Below are 20,700 nucleotides of genomic sequence, written 5' to 3' on the forward strand. Positions count from 1 at the left end.
GCAAGGACCGGGGTGTCGGCTGGTCCGCTCAGGTTCCGCCCCCCGTCCGCGCGTCAGGTACCGGGCCCGGTGGTCCAGGTCCGCCCGTCCTGAGGCCGTCGCCGCGCCCCTCTGGCGGTCTCGTTCACGTGGATACCGGAGAGGTCACGCACGTACGAGGAAGGTCAGTCATGCGGAGAACATGTGTGATCGGCGCCGGCCCGTCCGGCCTGGCCGCGAGCAAGGTCTTTGCCTCGCGGAACGTTCCGTTCGACTGCTTCGAGGCCGGGTCGGGCGTCGGCGGACTCTGGCGGTACGGCAACGACAACGGCATGTCGGGGGTATACGCGTCGCTGCACGCGAACATCTCGAAGGAGAGCATGTCCTTCTCCTCCCTGGCCATGCCGGAGACCTACCCGGTCTTTCCGCACCACAGCATGGTCCTGGCCTATCTGGAGGATTACGCCACGCAGTTCGGCCTGCACCGCCACATCGTGTGCGGCACAAAGGTCACCTCCGTGCGGCCCCTGGACGACGGCGGCTGGGAGGTGGTCTGCCGGCGCCGCGGCGGCGCGGCCGAGGAGACGCGGCGCTACACCGAGGTGGTGGTGGCCAACGGGCACCACTGGGACCCGCGCCTCCCGGCCCCCGCCGTGCCCGGTGCCGAGGAATTCGAGGGGACCGCGATCCACTCGCACGACTACCGCACCCCTGACCCGTACGCCGGTCGGCGGGTGCTGGTGATCGGCATGGGCAACTCCGCGTGCGAAATCGCGGCGGAGATCTCGCGTACGGCGGCGCGGACGTTCCTCTCCGCGCGCGACGCGGCACATCTGTTCCCCAAGATGCTGCTCGGCCGTCCGGCAGACCACCTGGTGTCGAGCCCGCTGTCCGATCTCCCGCGGTTCCTCAAGGACCCGGCGTTGCGGCTTCTCCTGCGGCTCACCCGCGGTGCCCCGGCTCATTACGGGCTCCCCGAACCGGTCGGCGGACCGCTCGCAAGCCACCCCTCCACCTCCGACGAACTCCTCGTCCAGCTGGCCCGGGGCGCGGTCACACCGAAGCCCGGCGTCAGCTCCTTCGGCCGGGACACGGCGGCCTTCACGGACGGCAGCCGTGAACCGGTGGACGCCGTGGTGTACGCCACGGGCTACAAGATCTCCTTCCCCTTCCTGGAACCCTCCGTGTTCGCCGCTCCGGACGGCCGCACGGAGCTCTATCTGCGCACGGTCCCGCCCCGCATCCCCGGGCTCTACTTCATGGGACTCGCGCAGCCCTCCGGTGCGGCCTTCCCGCTGCTCGAACCGCAGGCGGAATGGATCGCCGAGCTGATCGAGGGCGCGGTCGCGCTGCCGTCGCCGACGGACATGACGCGGGCGATCGCGCGCGAGTGGCGCCGCCATCGCAAGACGTACGTGTCCACCTACCGCCACGGGATCGAAATTGACTTCCTCTCCTACCGAAGAGCCCTCCGCCGGGAACGCCGAGCAGGCAGGCGTCGCGCACGCGGCGCCGTCCCGGCCCTGCCCGCCGTGGCAGGCCCCGCCCCGGCAGTCGACGCCATGTGATCCGCTCAGCCAGGTGTTCCACCGGATGTCCGGCACGCACCAGTTGGCGGTGGGGTGGGCGGTGCGCTTCCGTGGGGAGCCGCCCTCACCGGACGCCCTGCGCCGGCACGTACGGGCCAGGCTCGAGGACCTTCCGACGCTGACCCACCGTGTCGAGGAGGGGCTGGGGCCTCGTCCCTGCTTCGTGCCCGTCCGGGACCTCGACCTGCGTCAGCATGTGCGCGGTCTGCTCGTGAAGGATCCCCGGGAACAGTGGCAGGACTGTCTCCAGGAAGTGCTGGAGCGGCCGCTGCCGGCCGCACCCCGCCCGCCCTGGGACCTCTGGCTGATTCACGGGTACACCGGTACCACCGGCCTGCCGGAGTACGTGCTGGTGTTCCGCATCCACCACGCTCTGGAGGACGGCGCGGGGCACCACTACGTACTGCGGACGCTGTTCACCCCGCGCGTCCCACCGCAGAGGTCGCCCGACGTCCAGGGCACACCTCAGCCCGCCGACGGCGTGGGGCGGGTCTCCTCCCGTGCCGTGCTGGGCATCGTGAGCGACGTCGCCCGGAGCCTGCGGGGCACCGGCACCTGGTCCGTGTTGCGCCGGCCGCCGACGGGGAAGCTCGCCACGGCCGTCGGGACGGTGGAGACCCGGCGGCTGCTCGCTGTCTCCCGGGCCCTCGGTACCGACATCAGCGCTGTCTTCCTGACCGCGCTGACCGGGGCGATGCGGGCTGTCGCCCTGGCCGAGGGAGAGCGTCCGGCTCCCCTCACACTCCTCTGGCCGCTGTCGGTCCGGACCGGTGGCGAACGGGGCGCCGTGGGCAACTTCCTCACCATGGTGCGTCTCCGGCTGCCCTGTGAGGAGCCCCTTCCTCTGCGCCGTCTCGCCTCTTTCTCACGCCAATTGGAGCCCGGGAGCGTCGAGCGGAGGATGCACACCTCCCGCGCTCTCATGCGGCTCGCGCCGCGTCCGGTGAGCCTGGGCACACTGCGGCTGCTCATGCGTCCGCGCCACGCCTCCCTCACCGGCACCTACTTCCCTGCGGCCGTGCCACAGCCGGTCCTCGGTGAGGCACGGATGGACGGCGCGCTCGGGTTGGGCGCTCCCCTGCCAGGTCAGCTCTGCCATCTGACGCTGCTCAGGTACCGGGCCGAGTGCGCTCTCTCCGTCGTCCACGACACGGCCTTCGCCCGCGGCGCGGACCTCCCGGGGCTGTGGCTGACGGCCCTGGCAGAACTCGAAGCGGCGGTCTGACACAGACGGCTTGGCGCGGGAGCCGCACCCGATCGGTCGGTACGGCCCCCGGTGCCGCCCCGTTCACTCCGGCGCCGAGGCTCCCTCCAGCTCACCCACGGCCTGCTCCCACAGTTCCGGAAGCAGTTCCCCGAGCGGAAGGGCGCGGTCGGACACGAAGGCCACCTCGGCCCAGCTGCCGAAGAACGACAGGCCCACTCCGAAGAGGTGCCCGGGCACGAGCAGGGGGAGCAGGGCGACACCTGTCACCTGGGTGTTCCCCAGGCTGCCCTTGTCGGCGACCGGCATGGACGTGGCCATGACCTGGGTGACGCGCGGGGAGAGCATCCTTCGCAGGTACCACTGGGCCGGGCGGTCGGGCATGAGGCGGACCAGGTCCTGAAACGCCTGCCGCCATGCCTCGCCCCGCAGTCTCCGCGTCGTCGCCATGACGTGCTCCAGTCGCCGCAGGGGCGAGTCGCCGTCCTGGGGCCGGGCCCCGCGGTCCGGGGCGGTCCGCACGGGCAGCTCCAGCGGAAGGGCGATGCAGCGGTTGCCCCAGGTCTGTTCCTCGTCCGGGCGGCGCGCGTCGACGGGCAGCAGTGCCGTCACCCGGGGAAGCGGAACACCGGACCGGGCCGACCAAGCCGACAACGCCCCGGCGAGCGCGGCCAGATGGGCGTCATGGGCCGATCCGCCACGCGCCGAACCGACCCTGCGGAGGGCGTCCGCCGGTACGCGGCCCCGCCACAGCCGCCGCTCTCCCGTAGGGGCGAAGGGGACGACCGGACGGCGGCCGGGGACGGTGAGGGAGCCGGCCATGAACATCGCGGCCAGCCCGACGGCCGTGCCCACCCGTCGGGGCAGACCGGCCAGGCGGCCCTTCCCCGGCACCGGGCGGGCGGAGGGCTCCCCCTCGCCCAGCATGGTCCGGAACGTCATCGCGGCGGCCGAACCGTCCTGGCAGGCATGGTGGAAGCGGTAGCACAGGGCGTACTCGTCGGGCGCATGGCCGTGGACCAGCCAGACCCCCCAGTAGGTGCCGGGCGCGAACGGCGCGTTGAGCGCGGTGTGCAGGGCGGCGTCCCACCCTTCGGGGCCCTCCGCGACCACCTCGTGGACGTGCCGGTCGATGCTGAAGTCCGCGTCCGGCCGCCACCGGGGGCGCCGTGAGCCGCCCTCGACCCGGCTCGTGAGCAGGGGCAGCTTGCTCAGGCGGAAGCCCACGTACGCGCGGAGGTCCGCCAGGCTCGGGGGCGGACCGCTCAGGTACGCGACGCCGCCGGCGTCCCAGCGGATGTCGGGGTGGCGGCGTTCCATGCTGAGGAACGCGCGGTCGCCCGCGTAGGTGGGATGGCTGGGCAAGGGATCGGACTGGGTTGACGGAACGGACACGGGCATCGGGGAACTTCCCTTCGTGCCGAAGGAACGGGCAGGCGGGGCGAGGCCGGGCACTCGACCATCCCGACCGAACGGGACGGACCACCGATCAGAGGGGCCGCCGACGAGTGCGGATCCGCAGCGGCACCGAATGCGTCACCTCGGCCTGGATCAACACGGTTTATATCCGGCCGTGATGAGCGGCCGTACGCGCCCGCAGGCCCCCGGCAGTACGCGCTCCCCCTGCGGCAGGAGTACGCGCTCTTCCTGCCCCACCGGGCCCAACGCCCCGCACCGCCCGCAGGCGGCGCCGCGGAGCCTCCCGGAACCACCTCCCCGCCACCGCCCGCGAGATCACCCGAAAGGAGGACAGGCCTCCCGGCAGCCCGCTTCGTCCCGGCGGCTCCCGTCGCGTCCGTACGGCCGGTGCCCTGGCTCACGACCGGGGCTTTGAAGGGCCGTCCGGGACACGCACAGACCGTGGCGTGGGTACTCCGTTCAGGTGAGCCGGTGGAATCGAAGGCGCCGTCACCGTCCGCCGTCTGACACTGTGTGCCTTGCGTCGGCGATCACCGGGCCCGGGAGAAGGCCTGAGGAGCGTGGAACCAGAGGACCGACGGACGTCCACCGGACCGGCCGGACGAGCCGGGCCGGACCGCGCGCGACGCGACCGCCGGTGTCACGCCGCGCCGGGGGACGGCCGGCTGCATCCCGCTCCCCGGCCGCCGCAGCGGCCCAGCCTTCACCGCCCTCGCACGCGGTCGTGGTCCTGTCCCTCTTCGGAGCCCTTGGAGCCAAGGTCATGTACGTCGCCCTCACCGGCGCCACCGGATTCCTCGGACTGCGCCTGTTGCGCTGTCTCCTCGACAGGCACCGGTCGGTGACGGTCCTGGTCCACGCAGGGTCAGGTGACGCGCTGCTCCGCATCACCCGGTTCTTCGCACTGACCGGCGCGCCCGAGCAGTTCCTCGCCGAACTCCCCGGCCGGCTGCGGGTGGTGGAGACCGAGTTGGAGCAACCAAGGCTGGGGCTGTCCAGGCGCACGTTTCAGGAGTTGGCCGACGGCCTCGGCGCGATCTGGCACAGCGCGGGCAGCATCAACCTGGAGGGAGACCTCCCCCAGCTGCGCCGGACCAACGTCGAAGGGACCCGGCATGTGCTGGAGTTGGCCGCCGCCGGACGCGAGAGACCCGTGGTCCACCACGTGAGTACCGCTTTCGTTGCCGGGAGTCGGCGTGAGGGGGTGGCGTACGAGGACGAGCTGGACGACGCGTACGGCTTCGAGAACGCCTACGAACACTCCAAGTACGAGGCGGAGGTGTTGATCCACGCGTGGTCGCGGGAGCACCGCCGTCCGGTCGTGGTGCTGCGGCCGAGCATCCTGGTCACGGACCTGCCGCCGCACCCGGAGCTGCCCTCGCATCCGCTTCAGGTCATCGAGCGGATCCTGCGCGACGCGCGAAGCACCGCCGGTCCCGGGAGCCCGGGCCACGACGGCGCCGGTCCCGACGACCCCCATGCTGCCCACCGTCCCCGCATCCGGATGGTGGGTCATCCGCACGCCCGGCTCAACCTGATGCAGGTGGAGCACGCGGCCGAGGTCATGGTGCGGCTGGCCGGCCGGACGCCCTCGGGCGGAGTCGACACGTACCACATCGTCCATGACCGCGACGTGCCCGTGCTGACGATCCTAACCCTGCTGGAACGGCTGGTTCCGTTGTCGATCGACCTGGTCGCCACGGAGCCGGACGACCCGTCGGCGCTGGAGGCGCTGGTGGACTTCTACCCGGGCCTGACGGCCTACCTGACCCACCGGCGGCGCTTCGACGACACCCGGGTCCGGGCCCTGTTCGGGCCGTCGGCGGCCTCCGACCGGGTGGACCTCGACTACCTGTGGTCCGGCCTGGTCCCGAGGGACCGGGTTCCCGCCGGGCCGTCGCCCACGCCCACCGCCGCCCTCCCGTCCGCCCGGTATGCCTGACCCGCACACCTCCTCTTCCGCTGGAGTCCCTCCGTGTCCGTCCTCTCCGCTCCTGACGCCCCCGCCGCGTCCCCGCCGGTCTTCTCCCCCGAGGAGATCGCCGTCCGAGCCCGACGGATCCGGGAACCCGTACACATCGTCAGCGGGCCGAGCGGCCGTGAGCTGGGACTCGCGGCCGGTCCCGTACCCGACGGCCCGGTGCTCGGTACGCTGCCGCCGCTGTACCCCGAGTGGCTCGGCGGGCGCACCTTCTGCGAGGCGCACGGCGTCCGTTTCCCTTATGTGGCGGGCGAGATGGCGAACGGCATCGCGACCACCCGGATGGTGTCCACGATGGCCCGGGCGGAGATGCTCGGGTTCTTCGGCGCCGGCGGCCTGGCGTATGCCGATGTGGAGCGGGCCGTGCACGCGCTGGCCCGGGAGCTGCGGTCCCGTCCGAACTGGGGCGTGAACCTCATCCACTCACCAGCCGAACCCGCGCTGGAGTTCCGCGTCGCCGAGCTGTTGCTGCGCTGCGGTGTGCCCCGGATCTCGGCGTCGGCGTTCATGGAGTTGACCCCGGCCGTCGTGCTGTGCTCGGCCCGGGGACTGCGCCGGGGCGCCGACGGCGGGATCGTCCGGCGCACGCGGATACTCGCCAAGGTCTCCCGGCCCGAGGTGGCCGAGAGATTCCTCTCGCCCGCCCCGGCCGGGCTGCTGGACGGGCTCGTCGCCCAAAGGAAGTTGACCCCGGAGGAGGCCGGCCTGGCGGCCCTGGTGCCGGTGGCCGAGGACATCACCGTGGAGGCCGACAGCGGAGGTCACACCGACAACCGGCCGTTGTCGGCCCTGCTGCCGAGGATCGTCCTGCTGCGCGACGCGTTGTGCCGGCGGTTCGGCTACCGCCGACCGGTCAGGATCGGCGCGGCCGGCGGGCTGGGCACGCCGGCCGCGGTGGCCGCCGCCTTCGCCCTCGGCGCTTCCTACGTGGTCGTCGGATCGGTGAACCAGACGGCCATTGAGGCGGGCCTGTCCGAAGAGGCCAAGGCGATGCTCTGCGAGGCGGATGTCGCCGATATGGCCATGGCGCCGGCAGCGGACATGTTCGAGCTGGGTGTCACGCTGCAAGTACTGTCCCGGGGGACGATGTTCGCCCAGCGGGCCGGCAGGCTCCACGCGGCGTACCGGGCGCACGGTTCGCTCGAGGAGATCCCGCCTGCGGTACGCGCCGCGATTGAACGGGACGTGCTGCGCGCCTCGTTCGACGAGGTCTGGCAGCGCACGCGCGCGTTCTGGGAGCGGCGCGATCCCTCGGAGATCACGCGTGCGGAGGCCGATCCGAAGCACCGTATGGCGTTGGTCTTCCGCTGGTACCTGGGCAGTTCCAGTCGGTGGGCGATCACCGGCGAGGCGGCCCGGCGTACCGACTACCAGATCTGGTGCGGGCCGGCGATGGGCGCGTTCAACCGCTGGGTCGCGGGCACGTTCCTGGCCGAACCGGCGAACCGGTCCGTGGTACAGATCGCGCTCAACCTGCTCGAAGGCGCCGCGGTGCTCACCCGCGCCCATCAACTGCGCACCTATGGAGTTCCGTTGCCGTCCGAGGCATTCGCCTACACCCCGTGCGGGCTGGCATGAGCGGCCCCGGTGCCCCGGAGGCGTCAGCAGCAGCCGTCCAGCCCCGAGGAGACAACGTGTCCGCCTCCACCCCTGGGCAGGTGCCCGTCGCCGTGGTCGGTGTCGGCGCCCTGGTGCCCGGCGCGACGGACGCTGCCGGCTACTGGCGGATCGTGACCGGCGGCCGGGACCTGATCACCGAGGTGCCCGCCTCCCGCTGGCTGGTGGCGGACCACTACGACCCGGACCCGGCCGCCCCCGACAAGACGTACGCCCGCCGCGGCGCGTTCCTGCCGGAGGTGGACTTCGACCCGTTGACGTACGGTGTGCCGCCCGCCAACCTGTCGGCGACGGACACCTCCCAACTGCTCGCCCTGATGGTCGCCGACCAAGTGCTGACCGACGCCGGCGGCCTGTCGGGCGTGGACCGGGACCGGGTCGGCGTCGTCCTCGGCGCGGCCGCCCTGGAGCTGCTCCCGCACATGTACGGGCGCGCCCATCGCCCGGTGTGGCTGAAGGCGCTGCGGGAGAGCGGTCTCGCCGAGGCCGAGGCGCAGGCCATGTGCGACCGCATCTCGGCGCACTTCAGCCCGTGGCAGGAGTCGACCTTCCCGGGCCTGCTCGGCAATGTCGTCGCGGGCCGGATCGCCAACCGGTTCGACCTGCACGGCACCAACCACACCACCGACGCCGCCTGTGCCAGCTCCCTGGCGGCCCTGTCCACGGCGGTCAGTGAACTGGCGCTCGGCCGGGCCGACCTGGTGATCAGCGGAGGTGTGGACACCGGGAACGACATCGGCATGTTCCTGTGCTTCTCCAAGACGCCCGCGCTCTCCCCCACCGGTGACTGCCGTCCGTTCTCGGATGCGGCGGACGGCACCATGCTCGGCGAAGCGGTCGTCATGTACGCACTGAAGCGGCTGTCCGACGCGGAGCGGGACGGCGACCGGATCCACGCGGTGATCCGGGGCATCGGCACCTCGTCCGACGGCAGGAGTACGGCCATCTACGCGCCGCTTCCCGACGGTCAGGCACGGGCTCTGCGGCGCGCCTACGAGCAGGCGGGCTACGGTCCGGAGACCGTGGAGCTGGTCGAGGCGCACGGGACCGGCACGAAGGCCGGGGACGCCGCCGAACTGACGGCGCTGCGCGAGGTGTTCGAGGCGTCGGGGCGTACGGACGGGCAATGGTGCGCGATCGGCTCGGTCAAGTCGCAGATCGGCCACACCAAGTGCGCGGCGGGCGCGGCGGGGCTGCTCAAGGCGGTCATGGCCCTGCGTCACAAGGTGCTGCCCGCGACCATCAAGGTCGGCCGGCCGATCCCGGCGGCCGCCGCCCCGGACGGCCCGTTCTATGTCAACACCGAGACCCGGCCGTGGGTGCGGCCCGCCGGTCATCCGCGCCGGGCGTCGGTGTCGAGCTTCGGCTTCGGGGGCAGTAACTTCCACGTCACGCTGGAGGAGTACGTGCCTTCGGGCACCCCGGCGCGGGTGCCGCCGCGCCATCGCTCCGCGCCGAGCGAACTCGTCCTGTTCAGCGGCGCGTCGCCGTCCGATCTGGTGCCGCCGGAAACGGACGGCGACCGTCCGCTGGCCGCGCTCGCCCGGGAGAGCCACAGCGCGTTCTCTCCTGCCGACCCGGTGCGGCTGGCCGTCGTCGCAACGGACACCGAGGACCTGCGGGAGAAGTACGCGCAGGCGCTCACACTGATCCGTCAGCGGCCCGGCACCGCGTTCGCGACACCGAACGGCGTCCGGTACGCCTGCGAAGACCCCGCGCCCGGCCGTCTCGCCTTCCTGTTTCCGGGGCAGGGATCCCAGTACGTCGGGATGGGCGCCGACCTCGCGATACTGACACCGGCCGCCCAGGCCGTGTGGGACCGGCTGGGCGGTACCAAATTCGAGGAGCGCCCCCTGCACCGGGTGGTGTTCCCGCCGCCCGCCTTCTCCGACGAGGAACGCGCGGCCCAGGCGGCGCGTCTGGCCGCCACCGAGTGGGCGCAGCCCGCGCTCGCGGTGCACGCGCTCGCGCTGCTGGACGTCCTGCGGGACCTGGGACTGCGACCGGACTACGCGGCGGGCCACAGTTTCGGTGAGCTGGTGGCGCTGCACTGCGCGGGTGCCCTGGACGCCGACGCGCTGGTCGGTCTGGCCCGCAGGCGCGGTGAGCTGATGCGGGACGCGGCCGTCGTACCGGGCGCGATGCTGGCCGTGGCGGCGGACCGCGAACACGTGCTGGCGGTGCTGGCCGGTGGCAAGTCCGGCGACATCTGGCCGGCCAACCACAACTCCCCGCGCCAAGTGGTGCTTTCGGGTACGACGGAGGCTGTCGCGCGCGTCGAGAAGGCGTTCGCGGCCGAGGGTGTCGGCACGCGCCGGCTGACCACGTCGACCGCTTTCCACAGCCCGCTGGTCGCCCCGGCCGGTGAGCCGCTCGCCGCGTTCCTGCGCACGGTCCCGCTCACGGAGCCCCGGATCGAGGTGTACGGCAACGCGGACGCGGCACCGTACCCGTCGTCGCCCGACGAGATCCGCCGCCGGATCGCCGACCACCTGGCCTCACCGGTGCTCTTCCAGGACCAGATCGAGGCGATGTACGCGGCGGGGGTGCGGACCTTCGTCGAGGTCGGCGCGGGTACCGCGCTGACCGGCCTGGTCGGGCAGATCCTCGGTGACCGCGAGCACGCGGCCGTCCCCCTGGACCGGCCGGACCGGTCGGGGGTCAGCACTCTGCACACCGCGCTCGGCGAACTCGCCGTACGCGGTATCCCTCTCGACTTCGATCCCCTCTGGGCGCCGTACGCCTCGCCTGGACCCTCAGTCAAGGAGCGCGCGCCCCGGATGACCGTGAAGATCAGCGGAGCCAACTACGGTCAGCTCTACCCGCCCCGCACCGAAGCCGCCCAACCAAGGCCGCCCGCACCCGCGTTGGAACACAGGCCGGAACACCCCCACCCGCATCCCGCACCCGCGTCCGACATCCCGGCGGTTCCCATGTCCTCGTACACCCCCGCTCCCGTCCACGCTCCGGAGCCATCGGCGCACGAGACGGCGCCCGCCCAGGAACCGGAGCCCGCGTACGGAGCCGAGCCGTCACACGACCCCGCGTACGACGCCGTGTCCGCGTACGGTGCCGAGCCCGGGGCCGCCCTCGGCGCCGAGTGGTGCGCCGCGGTGGAGAGCGTCCAGCGGCAGACGGCCCAGGCCCACGCGGCCTGTCAACGCATGCTGACCGACAGCCACATGGCCTTTCTGCGGATGACCGAGACCACCCTGGCCGCGATGCTCGGCGTGCAGGGCGTCGGCGGTGTGCTCGACGCCCCGGCTCCCCCGGCACCGCTGCCGCTTCCCCGTCCTTCGGAACCCCGGCAGGCCCCGGCACCCGTGACACCGGCTGCGGCGGCGGCCGGCGTTCACGGGACCCTGCCCGCCCGTGTACCCGCCGCGCCCGGTGAGGCGCCCTCGCCCGCACCGGTAGCCGCCGAGGACCGGGCCCCGGCCGCCGCCCCGGTGGCCCCCCCGGCCCCGGCCGCCGATGCCGGGCCTCTGTCGGCGCCCGAACTGGAGGAACTACTGCTCTCGGTGGTGGCCCGGCTCACCGGCTACCCGGTGGAGATGCTCAACGTGGACATGGAGTTGGAGGCGGATCTGGGCGTCGACTCGATCAAGCGCGTCGAGATCCTGTCGGCCGTACGCCGAAGCGTGGGTGACGTGGCGACAGGTGACGTCGGACAACTCGGCAAGCTCCGCACGCTGCGCGAGATCGTCGAGGCGCTCACGGCGGCCGGCCGGCCGCCCGTGGTCCCGGCGCCGGATTCCCCGGCCGTGGCCGAATCCCCCGTCAAGACGGCCGCCGCCGTCCCGGAGATCCCCGCCATGCGCACCGGGTCCGGGCGGGAGACGGCGCTGACGAGGCTGGTGCCGCGCGCGGTGGAGTCACCGGCGTCCGGCCTGGCGACGGCGGGGCTCCTGGACGGGCCGCTCGTGGTGACGGACGGGGGCGCCGACGGCGCCGCGATCACCGCCCTCGTCGCGCTGAAGCTGGCGGAGCACGGCGTGGACGCCACCGCCGTGGCGGAGGTGCCCGAAGATGCGCGCGGTGTCGTGCACCTCGGCGCGCTGACCGGGGGCGGCGCGCCGGACGATGCGCGGGCGGTCCACCGGTCGGTGTTCCGCGCGGCGCGCGCGGTGGCGGCACAGGCGGGCGAACGCGGCGGGCTGTTCGTGACCGTGCAGGACACCGGAGGCGACTTCGGGCTCGGCGGCCACGCACCCGACCGCGCGTGGCTGGGCGGCGTCGCCGGTCTGACCAGGACCGCGGCGAAGGAGTGGCCGGGCGCCTCGGTCAAGGCCGTCGACTGCGAGCGGGGCGGTCGGAGCGACGAGGAGGTCGCCGAGGCGATCGTGCGGGAGCTGCTCGAAGGCGGTCCTGACCTTGAGGTGGGTCTGCGCGCGGACGGTACCCGTACCACCCTGCGGACCGTGCCCGCGCCGGTAATGCCCGGTGGCACCCGGCGGATCACCTCGGAGTCGGTGATCGTGGCCACCGGAGGGGCCCGCGGGGTGACCGCCGCCGCGCTGCTGGACCTGGCAGGCACCCACCGTCCGCGGATCGTGCTGCTCGGCAGGACGGCCCCGGCCCCCGAGCCCGCAGGGCTCGCGTCGGCCACCGACGAACCGGCGCTCACCCGTCTGCTCGCCGAACGTTCCGCCGAGGACACGGCGAACTCCTCGCCCGCCCGGATCGCGGCGCGGGCCCGGGAGATCCTGGCCGCGCGCGAGGTGCGGGCGACGCTGGCGGCGCTGGAGAAGGCGGGGTCCCCCGTCCGGTACGTCCAGGTGGACGTCCGCGACGGCGACGCCGTCGCCGCCGCACTGCGCGACGTACGTGACGCGTGGGGGCCGGTCACCGGCATCGTGCACGGTGCGGGAGTACTGGCCGACAAGCGGATCGCCGACAAGACCGACGAGCAGGTCGAGCAGGTGATGTCCACCAAGGTGGACGGTCTGCGCGCGCTGCTGGCCGCGACGGCGGACGATCCGCTGGACGTGATCTGCCTGTTCTCCTCGGTGGCCGCCGTGTTCGGCAACGCGGGGCAGAGCGACTACGCCATGGCCAACGAGATCCTGGGGCAGGTGGCGTCCGCCGAGCAGGCCCACCGCCCCGGCTGCCTGGTGCGGTCCGTCGCCTGGGGTCCGTGGCGCGGCGGCATGGTCACGCCCGCTCTGGCCGGGCATTTCGGCCGGTCCGGGGTTCCGCTGATCCCTCTGGAGCAGGGCTCTGCCGCTTTCACGGCCGAGCTGGACGGCACGGCCGGTGAGGCCCGCGTCGTCCTGGTGGCCGGGGACGATCCGGCGGCCCCGTCCCCGGCCGGCGATCCGCGTCCGGCGCAGCTGCTGGTCCGGGCGAACAGCCTGCCGCAGCTCGCCGACCACGCGCTCACCGGGGTTCCCGTGCTGCCCGTGGCGATGGTCCTGAACTGGTTCGCGGGGGCGGCCACCGCCTGGCTGCCGGGTGCCGGCCCACTCGTCCTGCGCGACCTGCGGGTGTACCAGAAGTGCACCCTGCCCGAACTGGCCGGCACAGGCCACCGGCTCACCGTGCACGGCAGCCGGGGCGCGGCCGGTTCGCCGTCGGGACTGGAGGCGGAACTGCGCGGGGAAAGCGGGGTGGCGCACTTCCGGGCCGTGCTGGACACCGGGGCCGAAGAGCCGGATCCGGCCGCGTGGGGCAGCCCGGACGGCCTCAAGCCGCTGGACCGCACCGAGTTGTACGACGGGGAGAGCCTCTTCCACGGCCCCTGGTTCCACTCCGTCCGCTCGCTGCACGGTGTTTCGGAGCATGGAGCCGAGGCGACCGTCGCGGGCGTGCGCGTCCTGGAATGGCCGGGTGAGCACTGGCCGCTCGACCCGGCCGCCCTGGACGGCGCGCTCCAACTCGCCCTGGTCTGGGCTCAGGAGGCACTCGGTGCGGCGACGCTGCCGATGGCCGTCGCGGAGTGCCGGGTGCACCGGCACGGTCCGGTCGACGGCACCGTGCGGTGTGTGCTGCGGGGCCGGAAGGTTCACAGCACGGGGGCGCGCTGCGATGCGGCGCTGATCGACGCCGACGGAGCCGTCCGTCTGGAACTGCTCGGCGTGGAACTCGTCCGCCGCCCCTCCTGAGCCCCGCCCCCTGCGAACCGGCCCCGCCCTGCCGTGAAGTGAGACCTGCATGGAATTCGAACCGATCGCCGTCGTCGGCCGGGGCTGTGTGCTGCCCGACGCGCTCGATCCGGACACGTTCTGGGACAACATCGCCGCGGGCCGCAGCAGCCTGTCGGCCATCCCGGAGGACCGGTGGCGGCTGCCGCGCCGCTGGGCCATGGGCCCGGTGGACGACCACCTCGACCGCACCTGGACCGATGTCGGCGGGTACGTACGGGGGTTCGAGTCCGTCTTCGATCCGAGCGGCTTCCGAATCGCCCCGGAGCGGATCCTGTCGCTCGACCCGCTCTTCCACTGGGTCATGTACGGCGTCCGGCAGGCGCTCACGGAGGCGGGCCGCGAGGGCCCTCTGCCGCGCGCGGGGCTGGTCCTGGGAAACCTGTCCTATCCCACGCCCACAGGGGCGGCTTTCGCCGAGCACGTCTGGCTGTCCGCCCAGCGGGCCCCGCTCCGTGACGCGTTGCTGACGGGAGAGCGCCGGGAGCGGCCCGACGCCCGGAACCGCTTCTCGTCCGGGCTGCCCGCCCGGCTCGCGGCCCGAGCCCTCGGGCTGGGCGCGGGCGCGTGGTCCCTGGACGCCGCCTGCGCGTCGTCGCTGTACGCGGTCAAGCTGGCGTGCGACCGGCTGCACGACGGCACGGCGGACCTGATGGTGGCCGGTGCGGTCAGCCGGGCGGACCCGCTCTATCTGCACGTGGGGTTCTGCGGGCTGTCCGCGACGAGCCGCACGGGGCGCAGCCGGCCCTTCCACCGGGAGGCGGACGGGCTGGTGCACGGCGAAGGCGCCGGGTTCGTCGCTCTGATGCGGCTGTCCGAGGCCCGCGCCGCCCATCTGCCCGTGCTCGGCGTGATCCGCGGTGTCGGGTTGTCCAACGACGGGCGCGGCACCGGGCTGATCAGTCCGTCTCAGGAGGGCCAGGTCCGGGCCATGCGCCTGGCGTACGACGCGGCAGGCGTCGCGCCCGGGACCGTGTCACTCGTCGAATGCCATGCGACGGGGACGCCGGTCGGGGACGCGGTGGAGGCGCGCGGTATGGCCCAGGTCTTCGGGGCCGGTGGCGATGTGCCCATCGGTTCGGTGAAGTCGAACGTCGGGCATCTGCTGGCGTCGGCGGGCGTGGCCGGGCTGCTGAAGGTGCTCGGCGCGCTGCGTGCGGGGATCCGTCCGGCGACGCTCGGCGCGGAACGGCCGCTGGAGGCGCTGGCGGGTACGCCGTTGCGGGTGCTGACCGCGCCGGAACCGTGGTCGGGGCCGCGCCGGGCGGCGGTGAGCGCGTTCGGGTTCGGCGGGACCAACGCCCATCTGGTGGTGGACCTTCCGGACGGCGACCCGGTGTCCGCATCACCGCGACCGATCCGCCCGGCCGCCGCCGTGCCCGCCCCGGCCCGGGTGCGGGAATCGCCGGGCGGCCGTACGCCGGTGGCGATCGTCGCCCTCGGCGCCCGAGTTGGCGACGGGACCTGTACCGAGGACTTCCGGCGGGCGGTGCTGGGCGGTGAGCGGCGTGGCCCCGCCCCGGAGATCGCCGTGGAGTTGAGGGACCTGTGCTTCCCGCCACTGGCCCTGAAGCGAACGGTGCGCCATCAGCTCCTGGTGCTGGAGGCCGCCCGGGAGGCCGCCCGGTCGGTGTCCCTGCCGCGGGAGCGGACCATGGTGGTCATCGGCATGGGCGTGGACCCCGAGGTGGCCCGGGCGGGCGCCCGCTGGCGGGTTCCCTACTGGCTGGAGCAGGCGGGGCCTTTCGCCACGGCACCGTCGGCGGGCCCGGCCCGGGACGCGTTCCTGCCGCCCGTGACCGCGGAGGGGGTGGTGGGCACCATGCCGAACCTTGTGGCGAACCGGATCAGTACCCAACTCGACCTGGCGGGCCCAGGGTTCGCGGTATCGGCGGAGGAGGCGTCCGGGCTGGTGGCGCTGGAACTCGCGGCCCGGGCCGTCCGGTCGGGGGAGGCCGAAGCCGCGCTCGTCGGTGCCACCGACCTGTCCTGCGAGGCGGTGCATCGGGCCGCCCAGCGGGAGCTCGGACGCGAGGACGAACCGGGGGACGCCGCCGTCGTCCTGGTCCTCAAGTCCTTGGACACCGCGCGCAGGGACGGCGACACCGTCGTCGCCTTGCTCGACGAGACCCTGCTCGACGAAGGCGGCGCCGGCGCACCCGACATGGTCATCGGGGACGGCCCTGATGCGGTGTTCGACCCGGCGTCGGCCTTCGGGCGCGCTCACGCCGCGTACGGGCTGGTCTCCGTCGCGGTCGCGGCACTCTCGCTCCAGCACCGCGCGGTGCCGCGTCCGCACGGTCCTGCGGACACCGCGGCCGTCGCGCACACCGCGAAGGCCGCGGTGACACCGTTGGAAGGGCCCACCGCGAGTGTCCGGCTGCGCGCGGGAGACGCCCTGCCGTGGCTACGGGGCCCGGCCCCGCGCCTGCACGTCTTTTCCGGGGCCGACCGCCGAGAGGTGCTGGCCGCGCTGGAGTCCGGTGCGGAGTCCGACACCGGACCGGCCCGGCTGGCACTCGTGGCCGACGACGACGCGTTGCCGGGCCGCAAGGAGGCCGCCCGCCGCTGGCTGGCCGAGGGCGGGGCCCGTCCGGCCGATGTGCTGTACCGGGACAGGCCGGTCACGGGGCAAACCGCGTTCGTGTACACCAACGGCTCGGCCGCGTACCCGGGTATGGGCCACGAGCTGATGCTCGCGCTGCCGTCGCTCGGCGAGGCCGTCCGCGCCAGGCACGGGGCGATCGGTACACGACTGCGGTCCCGGGCGGAGCGCGGAGTGCTCGAGCAGATCTGGGCGGCCGCCGAACTCGCCGTCTTCCACACCGTGTTCACCCGGGAAGTGCTCGGGCTTCGGCCGGACGCAGCTCTCGGGTACTCCTCGGGCGAGTCGGCCGCCCTCGTGGCGCTGGGTGCCTGGCCGGACGCCGCAGGGCTGTACGACGCCACCCGGGACAGCGGTCTGTTCACGACCGAACTCACCGGTGAACTCCGGACGGTCCGGCGCTACTGGGAGCGTCTGGGCGTCCAGGGCCGCCGCTGGTCGAGCTACCTGGTCAGTGCGCCCCTGGAGGCGGTCCGTGCCGAGCTCGCCGCCGAGGTCGCAGTCCATCTGATGGCGGTGAACGCGCCCGGAGTCTGCGTCGTCGGCGGCGAGTCCCGCGCGTGCGCGGCCGTCGTGGCCAGGATCGGCGCCGACCGCGCGATCGAGCTCGACTACGACATGGCCGCCCATGCACCGGAGTTGGCGGGAATCCGAGAGGTATGGCGTGAGGCCCACCACCATCCCACCGTCGACGTGCCCGGTGTGCGGTTCTACAGCGGGGCGACCGGCCAGTCGTACCGGCCGACGGCCGAGCGGGCCGCCGAGGCGCTCACCGCACAGGGACTGAACACGATCGACTTCGCGGCCACGGTCGAGCAGGCATGGGCCGACGGTGTCCGGGTCTTCGTGGAGCACGGGCCGCGCAAGCTGTGCACCGGCTGGATCAAGCGGGTACTCGGCGACCGGGACCATGTGGCCATCGCACTGGATGCCCCGGGCGACACCGGGCTGCGGCAGCCCTGCCTGGCGGTGGCCGAACTCGTCGTCGCGGGGGTGCCGGTACGCGCCGACGAGTTGTTCGCCCGGCTCGCGGAAGCCGCCACCGATGTCCCGCGTCCCGGGCCCACCGTCACCGTGCCCGTACCCGCACCTCCGTGTCTGCCCCCGCTGGAGCCGGCCCCGGTGACCCTGCCCCGGGCCCCCGAGCTGGCGCCGGCACCGGACCGGGAAGCCGGCCGGTCCGACGCACCGGCCGGCGTTGCCGTGCCCTGCCCCGATACCGTGGGGCTGCGCCCCCTGCCGGACGTCCGCCCGACAGGCTCAGACGGGCGGGAGCCGCGGGCGGCGGGCGCCCGTGCCGCAGTCCTCCGGCAGAGCCGGCGTGTCGCCGCGCTGCACCAGGAGATCATCGCCGGGCACACCGAGGCCCATCAGCGGTTCCTGCAGGTGTCCGCTCTCGCCGTCACCGCGCTGAGGAGCACCGTGCCCGTTCCCGTACGGCCACCGGGTCTCCCGGCACCGCGTCCGACCGCCGGGCCGCCGCCGGCCCCCCTACGGCCCGCGCCCCGCTCGGCGTCCCTGCCCGCTCCCCCGCCGGAAGGGGCACCCACACCACGCCTGAGGCCGGGGCCGAAGTTCGACCGCGCCCAGCTGGAGCACCTCGCTTCCCGGGAGATCTCCACGCTGTTCGGCCCTCGGTTCGCCGAGCAGGACGCGTACGCGGTGCAGACCCGGATGCCCGAGCCGCCCATGCTGCTCGCGGACCGGGTCACCGGCATCGACGCCGTACCGGCGGCGCTCGCCGCGCCCGCCCCGGTACGCACCGACGGGACGATCTGGACAGAGACCGACGTCCTGCCCGACAGCTGGTATCTGGACTCCACCGGACGTATGCCCGCCGGGCTGATGATCGAGGCGGGCCAGGCGGATCTGCTCCTGCTCAGCTGGCTGGGCGTCGACCTCCTCAACCGGGGCGAGCGCGCCTACCGGCTGCTCGGCTGCGAAGTGACGTATCACGGCAGCCCGCCGGAGGCGGGCGACACCCTGCGCTACGAAATCCACGTCGACGGCCACGCGGAGCACGAAGGCGTCCGGCTGTCCTTCTTCCACTACGACTGCTACGTGGACGGCGAACTCCGGCTCAGCGTCCGCGAGGGCCAGGCCGGGTTCTTCACCCCCAAGGAACTCACAGGCAGCGGCGGTGTGCGGTGGGATCCCGCCGAGCGGCCGCCCGGCGACGACCTCCCGCTCGACCCGCCCGCGGTGCGCTGCGGACGGACCCGCTTCGACGCGGACCAGGTGCGGGCCCTGGTCCAGGGGCGGCCGGCGGAGTGCTTCGGCCCCGGCTGGGAGGCGACGGCGGCCCACGTCCGCTCACCGGGGCTCGACGACGGCAGGCTGCGGCTGGTGCACGAGGTGACCGCGTTCGACCCGGCCGGAGGGCCGTGGGGCCGCGGCTATCTGCGGGCCGAGACCCCGCTGTCGCCGGACGACTGGTTCTTCGCGGGGCACTTCAAGAACGACCCCTGTATGCCGGGCACCCTGATGCTCCAGGGTGGTCTCCAGGCGATGGCGTTCTACCTTGCGGCCATGGGCTTCACCGTGGACCGGGACGGCTGGCGCTTCGAGCCCGTCGACGGTCACCCCTGCAGGGCGATGTGCCGAGGCCAGGCGACTCCGGCCGGCCGGCGGGTCGTCTACGAGGTGTTCGTGCGCGGTGTCTCGGCCGGGCCGGTGCCGACGCTGTACGCCGATGTGCTGGGCTCGGTGGACGGGGCGACAGCGTTCCTGGGCCGGGACGTGGCGCTGCGGCTGGTGCCCGACTGGCCGCTGTCGCACTGGCGGCGCTCGGGCCCGCCCGTCGTGCAGGGCAGCGGTACACCGGTGCCGCTCCCCCTGCTCGGCGGGCTGGCCGGGCACCGGGAGGTGAAGCCGGTGGCGACGGCAGCCGATGGATTCCCCTTCGGCTACGCCTCGTTGCTGGCGTGCGCCTGGGGCAGACCGAGTGAGGCGTTCGGCACCGCGTACGAGCCCTTCGACGGCACCCGTAAGGTCGCGCGGCTGCCCGGTCCCCCCTACCACTTCATGAGCCGGATCGTCTCGGTGGACGGTCCGCAGGGCGGTATGCGGGAGGGCAGCAGTGTCGTCGCGGAGTACGACGTGCCCGCGCGGGCCTGGTACTTCGAGCAGAGCGGCGGCCGTACGATGCCGTTCGCCGTCCTGATGGAGATCGCGCTGCAACCCTGCGGGTGGCTGGCCTCGTATGTGGGCAGCGCGTTGACGACCGACACGGATCTGCTGTTCCGTAACCTCGACGGGTCGGGGACGGTCACCGGTGAGGTCACTCCGGCGACGGGTACGGTCCGCACCCATGCTGAACTGACTCGTGTTTCCCACAGCGGAGACATGATCATCGAGTCGTTCCGGGTGAGGTGCACGGCCGACGGCGTGCCACTGTTCGAACTCTCCACGGCCTTCGGCTACTTCCCGCCGTCGGCCTTCGACCACCAGCAGGGCCTCACGGTGTCCGCCCAGGACCGGGCCCGTCTCGACGAGCCCTGCGACCGTATGGTCGATCTGACCGCCCGGCCCGCTCGTTACTGCGCCGGGGAACCACGGTTGCCGGGCCCGATGCTGCTGATGCTCGACCGGATCACCGGCTCCTGGCCGGACGGGGGCAGCATGGGGCTCGGGCGGCTGCGGTCGGAGAAGGACGTGGTCCCGGACGAGTGGTTCTTCCGGGCGCATTTCTTCCAGGACCCGGTGCAGCCGGGGTCGTTGGGCGTCGAGGCCATGTGCCAGCTGCTCCAGTACCACCTGCTCGAACGCGGCGCGGCGGACGGCATCCGACGCCCCCGGTTCGAGCCGGTGCTGCCCGGCCGCGAGACAACCTGGACATACCGCGGCCAGATCACCCCGGCCAACCGGCTGATCCGGGTGGACATGGACATCGTGGAGAGCGGCACGGACGCGCGGGGGCCCTATGCGACGGCGGATGCATCACTGTGGGGCGATGACACGTGCATCTACCGAGTGCGCGGGCTGGGCATGCGTGTGGTGTCCGACGCGGCTCCTGGGCCCTCGCCTGCTCCGTGACGCGAGTGCCCGGTCGAGGGCTGGGCACCAGGAGCGGGTCTGTCAAAGGGGTCGGCGTTCGCCGCACTGCCGGCCGAGGTCGAGCGGCCTCCTCGACCACCCGCCGATCAGGGTGTTCCTTGAAGCCG

At 73.3% G+C, this 20,700-nt stretch carries 7 protein-coding genes; 6 read left to right on the forward strand and 1 reads right to left on the reverse strand.

The window, feature by feature from the left end:
• Positions 1-170: 170 nt before the first annotated feature.
• The gene (locus ABD858_RS02555) at positions 171-1,547 is read left to right on the forward strand and encodes an NAD(P)-binding domain-containing protein (RefSeq protein ID WP_345034251.1); all 1,377 of its coding nucleotides are present in this window, start codon (positions 171-173) and stop codon (positions 1,545-1,547) included.
• Between the two features lie 25 nt (positions 1,548-1,572).
• On the forward strand, positions 1,573-2,793 hold the full coding sequence (locus ABD858_RS02560; RefSeq protein WP_345034252.1) for a wax ester/triacylglycerol synthase domain-containing protein: 1,221 nt from the start codon (positions 1,573-1,575) through the stop codon (positions 2,791-2,793).
• A 63-nt stretch (positions 2,794-2,856) separates the two neighbouring features.
• Here ABD858_RS02560 and ABD858_RS02565 read toward each other — a convergent pair whose 3' ends face one another.
• Positions 2,857-4,173, reverse strand: a complete 1,317-nt coding sequence (locus ABD858_RS02565) for a wax ester/triacylglycerol synthase domain-containing protein (RefSeq protein ID WP_345034253.1) — start codon at positions 4,171-4,173, stop codon at positions 2,857-2,859.
• A 781-nt stretch (positions 4,174-4,954) separates the two neighbouring features.
• Between ABD858_RS02565 and ABD858_RS02570 the strand changes: the two genes are divergently transcribed.
• Genes ABD858_RS02570 through ABD858_RS02585 form a run of 4 tightly spaced genes read left to right on the forward strand, consistent with a single transcriptional unit; the run spans position 4,955 to position 20,572 of the window.
• On the forward strand, positions 4,955-6,133 hold the full coding sequence (locus tag ABD858_RS02570) for an SDR family oxidoreductase (RefSeq protein WP_345034254.1): 1,179 nt from the start codon (positions 4,955-4,957) through the stop codon (positions 6,131-6,133).
• 33 nt (positions 6,134-6,166) lie between these two features.
• A complete protein-coding gene (locus tag ABD858_RS02575) occupies positions 6,167-7,750 on the forward strand; it encodes a PfaD family polyunsaturated fatty acid/polyketide biosynthesis protein (RefSeq protein WP_345034256.1) in 1,584 nt (527 codons plus the stop codon).
• A gap of 56 nt (positions 7,751-7,806) precedes the next feature.
• Entirely contained in the window at positions 7,807-13,893 is a 6,087-nt protein-coding gene (locus tag ABD858_RS02580) for an SDR family NAD(P)-dependent oxidoreductase (protein WP_345034258.1), read from the forward strand.
• A 49-nt stretch (positions 13,894-13,942) separates the two neighbouring features.
• Positions 13,943-20,572 carry a beta-ketoacyl synthase N-terminal-like domain-containing protein gene (locus ABD858_RS02585; protein WP_345034261.1) on the forward strand — a complete coding sequence of 2,210 codons (6,630 nt, stop codon included), beginning with the start codon at positions 13,943-13,945 and terminating at the stop codon, positions 20,570-20,572.
• Positions 20,573-20,700 lie beyond the last annotated feature (128 nt).

It is taken from the genome of Streptomyces sannanensis, assembly GCF_039536205.1.
Lineage (GTDB): Bacteria > Actinomycetota > Actinomycetes > Streptomycetales > Streptomycetaceae > Streptomyces > Streptomyces sannanensis.

Bases quoted from the DNA above. Each gene is read 5' to 3' on its own strand.
- ABD858_RS02585 (WP_345034261.1), top strand. From the start codon at position 13,943: ATGGAATTCGAACCGATCGCCGTCGTCGGCCGGGGCTGTGTGCTGCCC.
- ABD858_RS02555 (WP_345034251.1), top strand. From the start codon at position 171: ATGCGGAGAACATGTGTGATCGGCGCCGGCCCGTCCGGCCTGGCCGCG.
- ABD858_RS02560 (WP_345034252.1), top strand. From the start codon at position 1,573: ATGTCCGGCACGCACCAGTTGGCGGTGGGGTGGGCGGTGCGCTTCCGT.
- ABD858_RS02565 (WP_345034253.1), bottom strand. From the start codon at position 4,173: ATGCCCGTGTCCGTTCCGTCAACCCAGTCCGATCCCTTGCCCAGCCAT.
- ABD858_RS02570 (WP_345034254.1), top strand. From the start codon at position 4,955: ATGTACGTCGCCCTCACCGGCGCCACCGGATTCCTCGGACTGCGCCTG.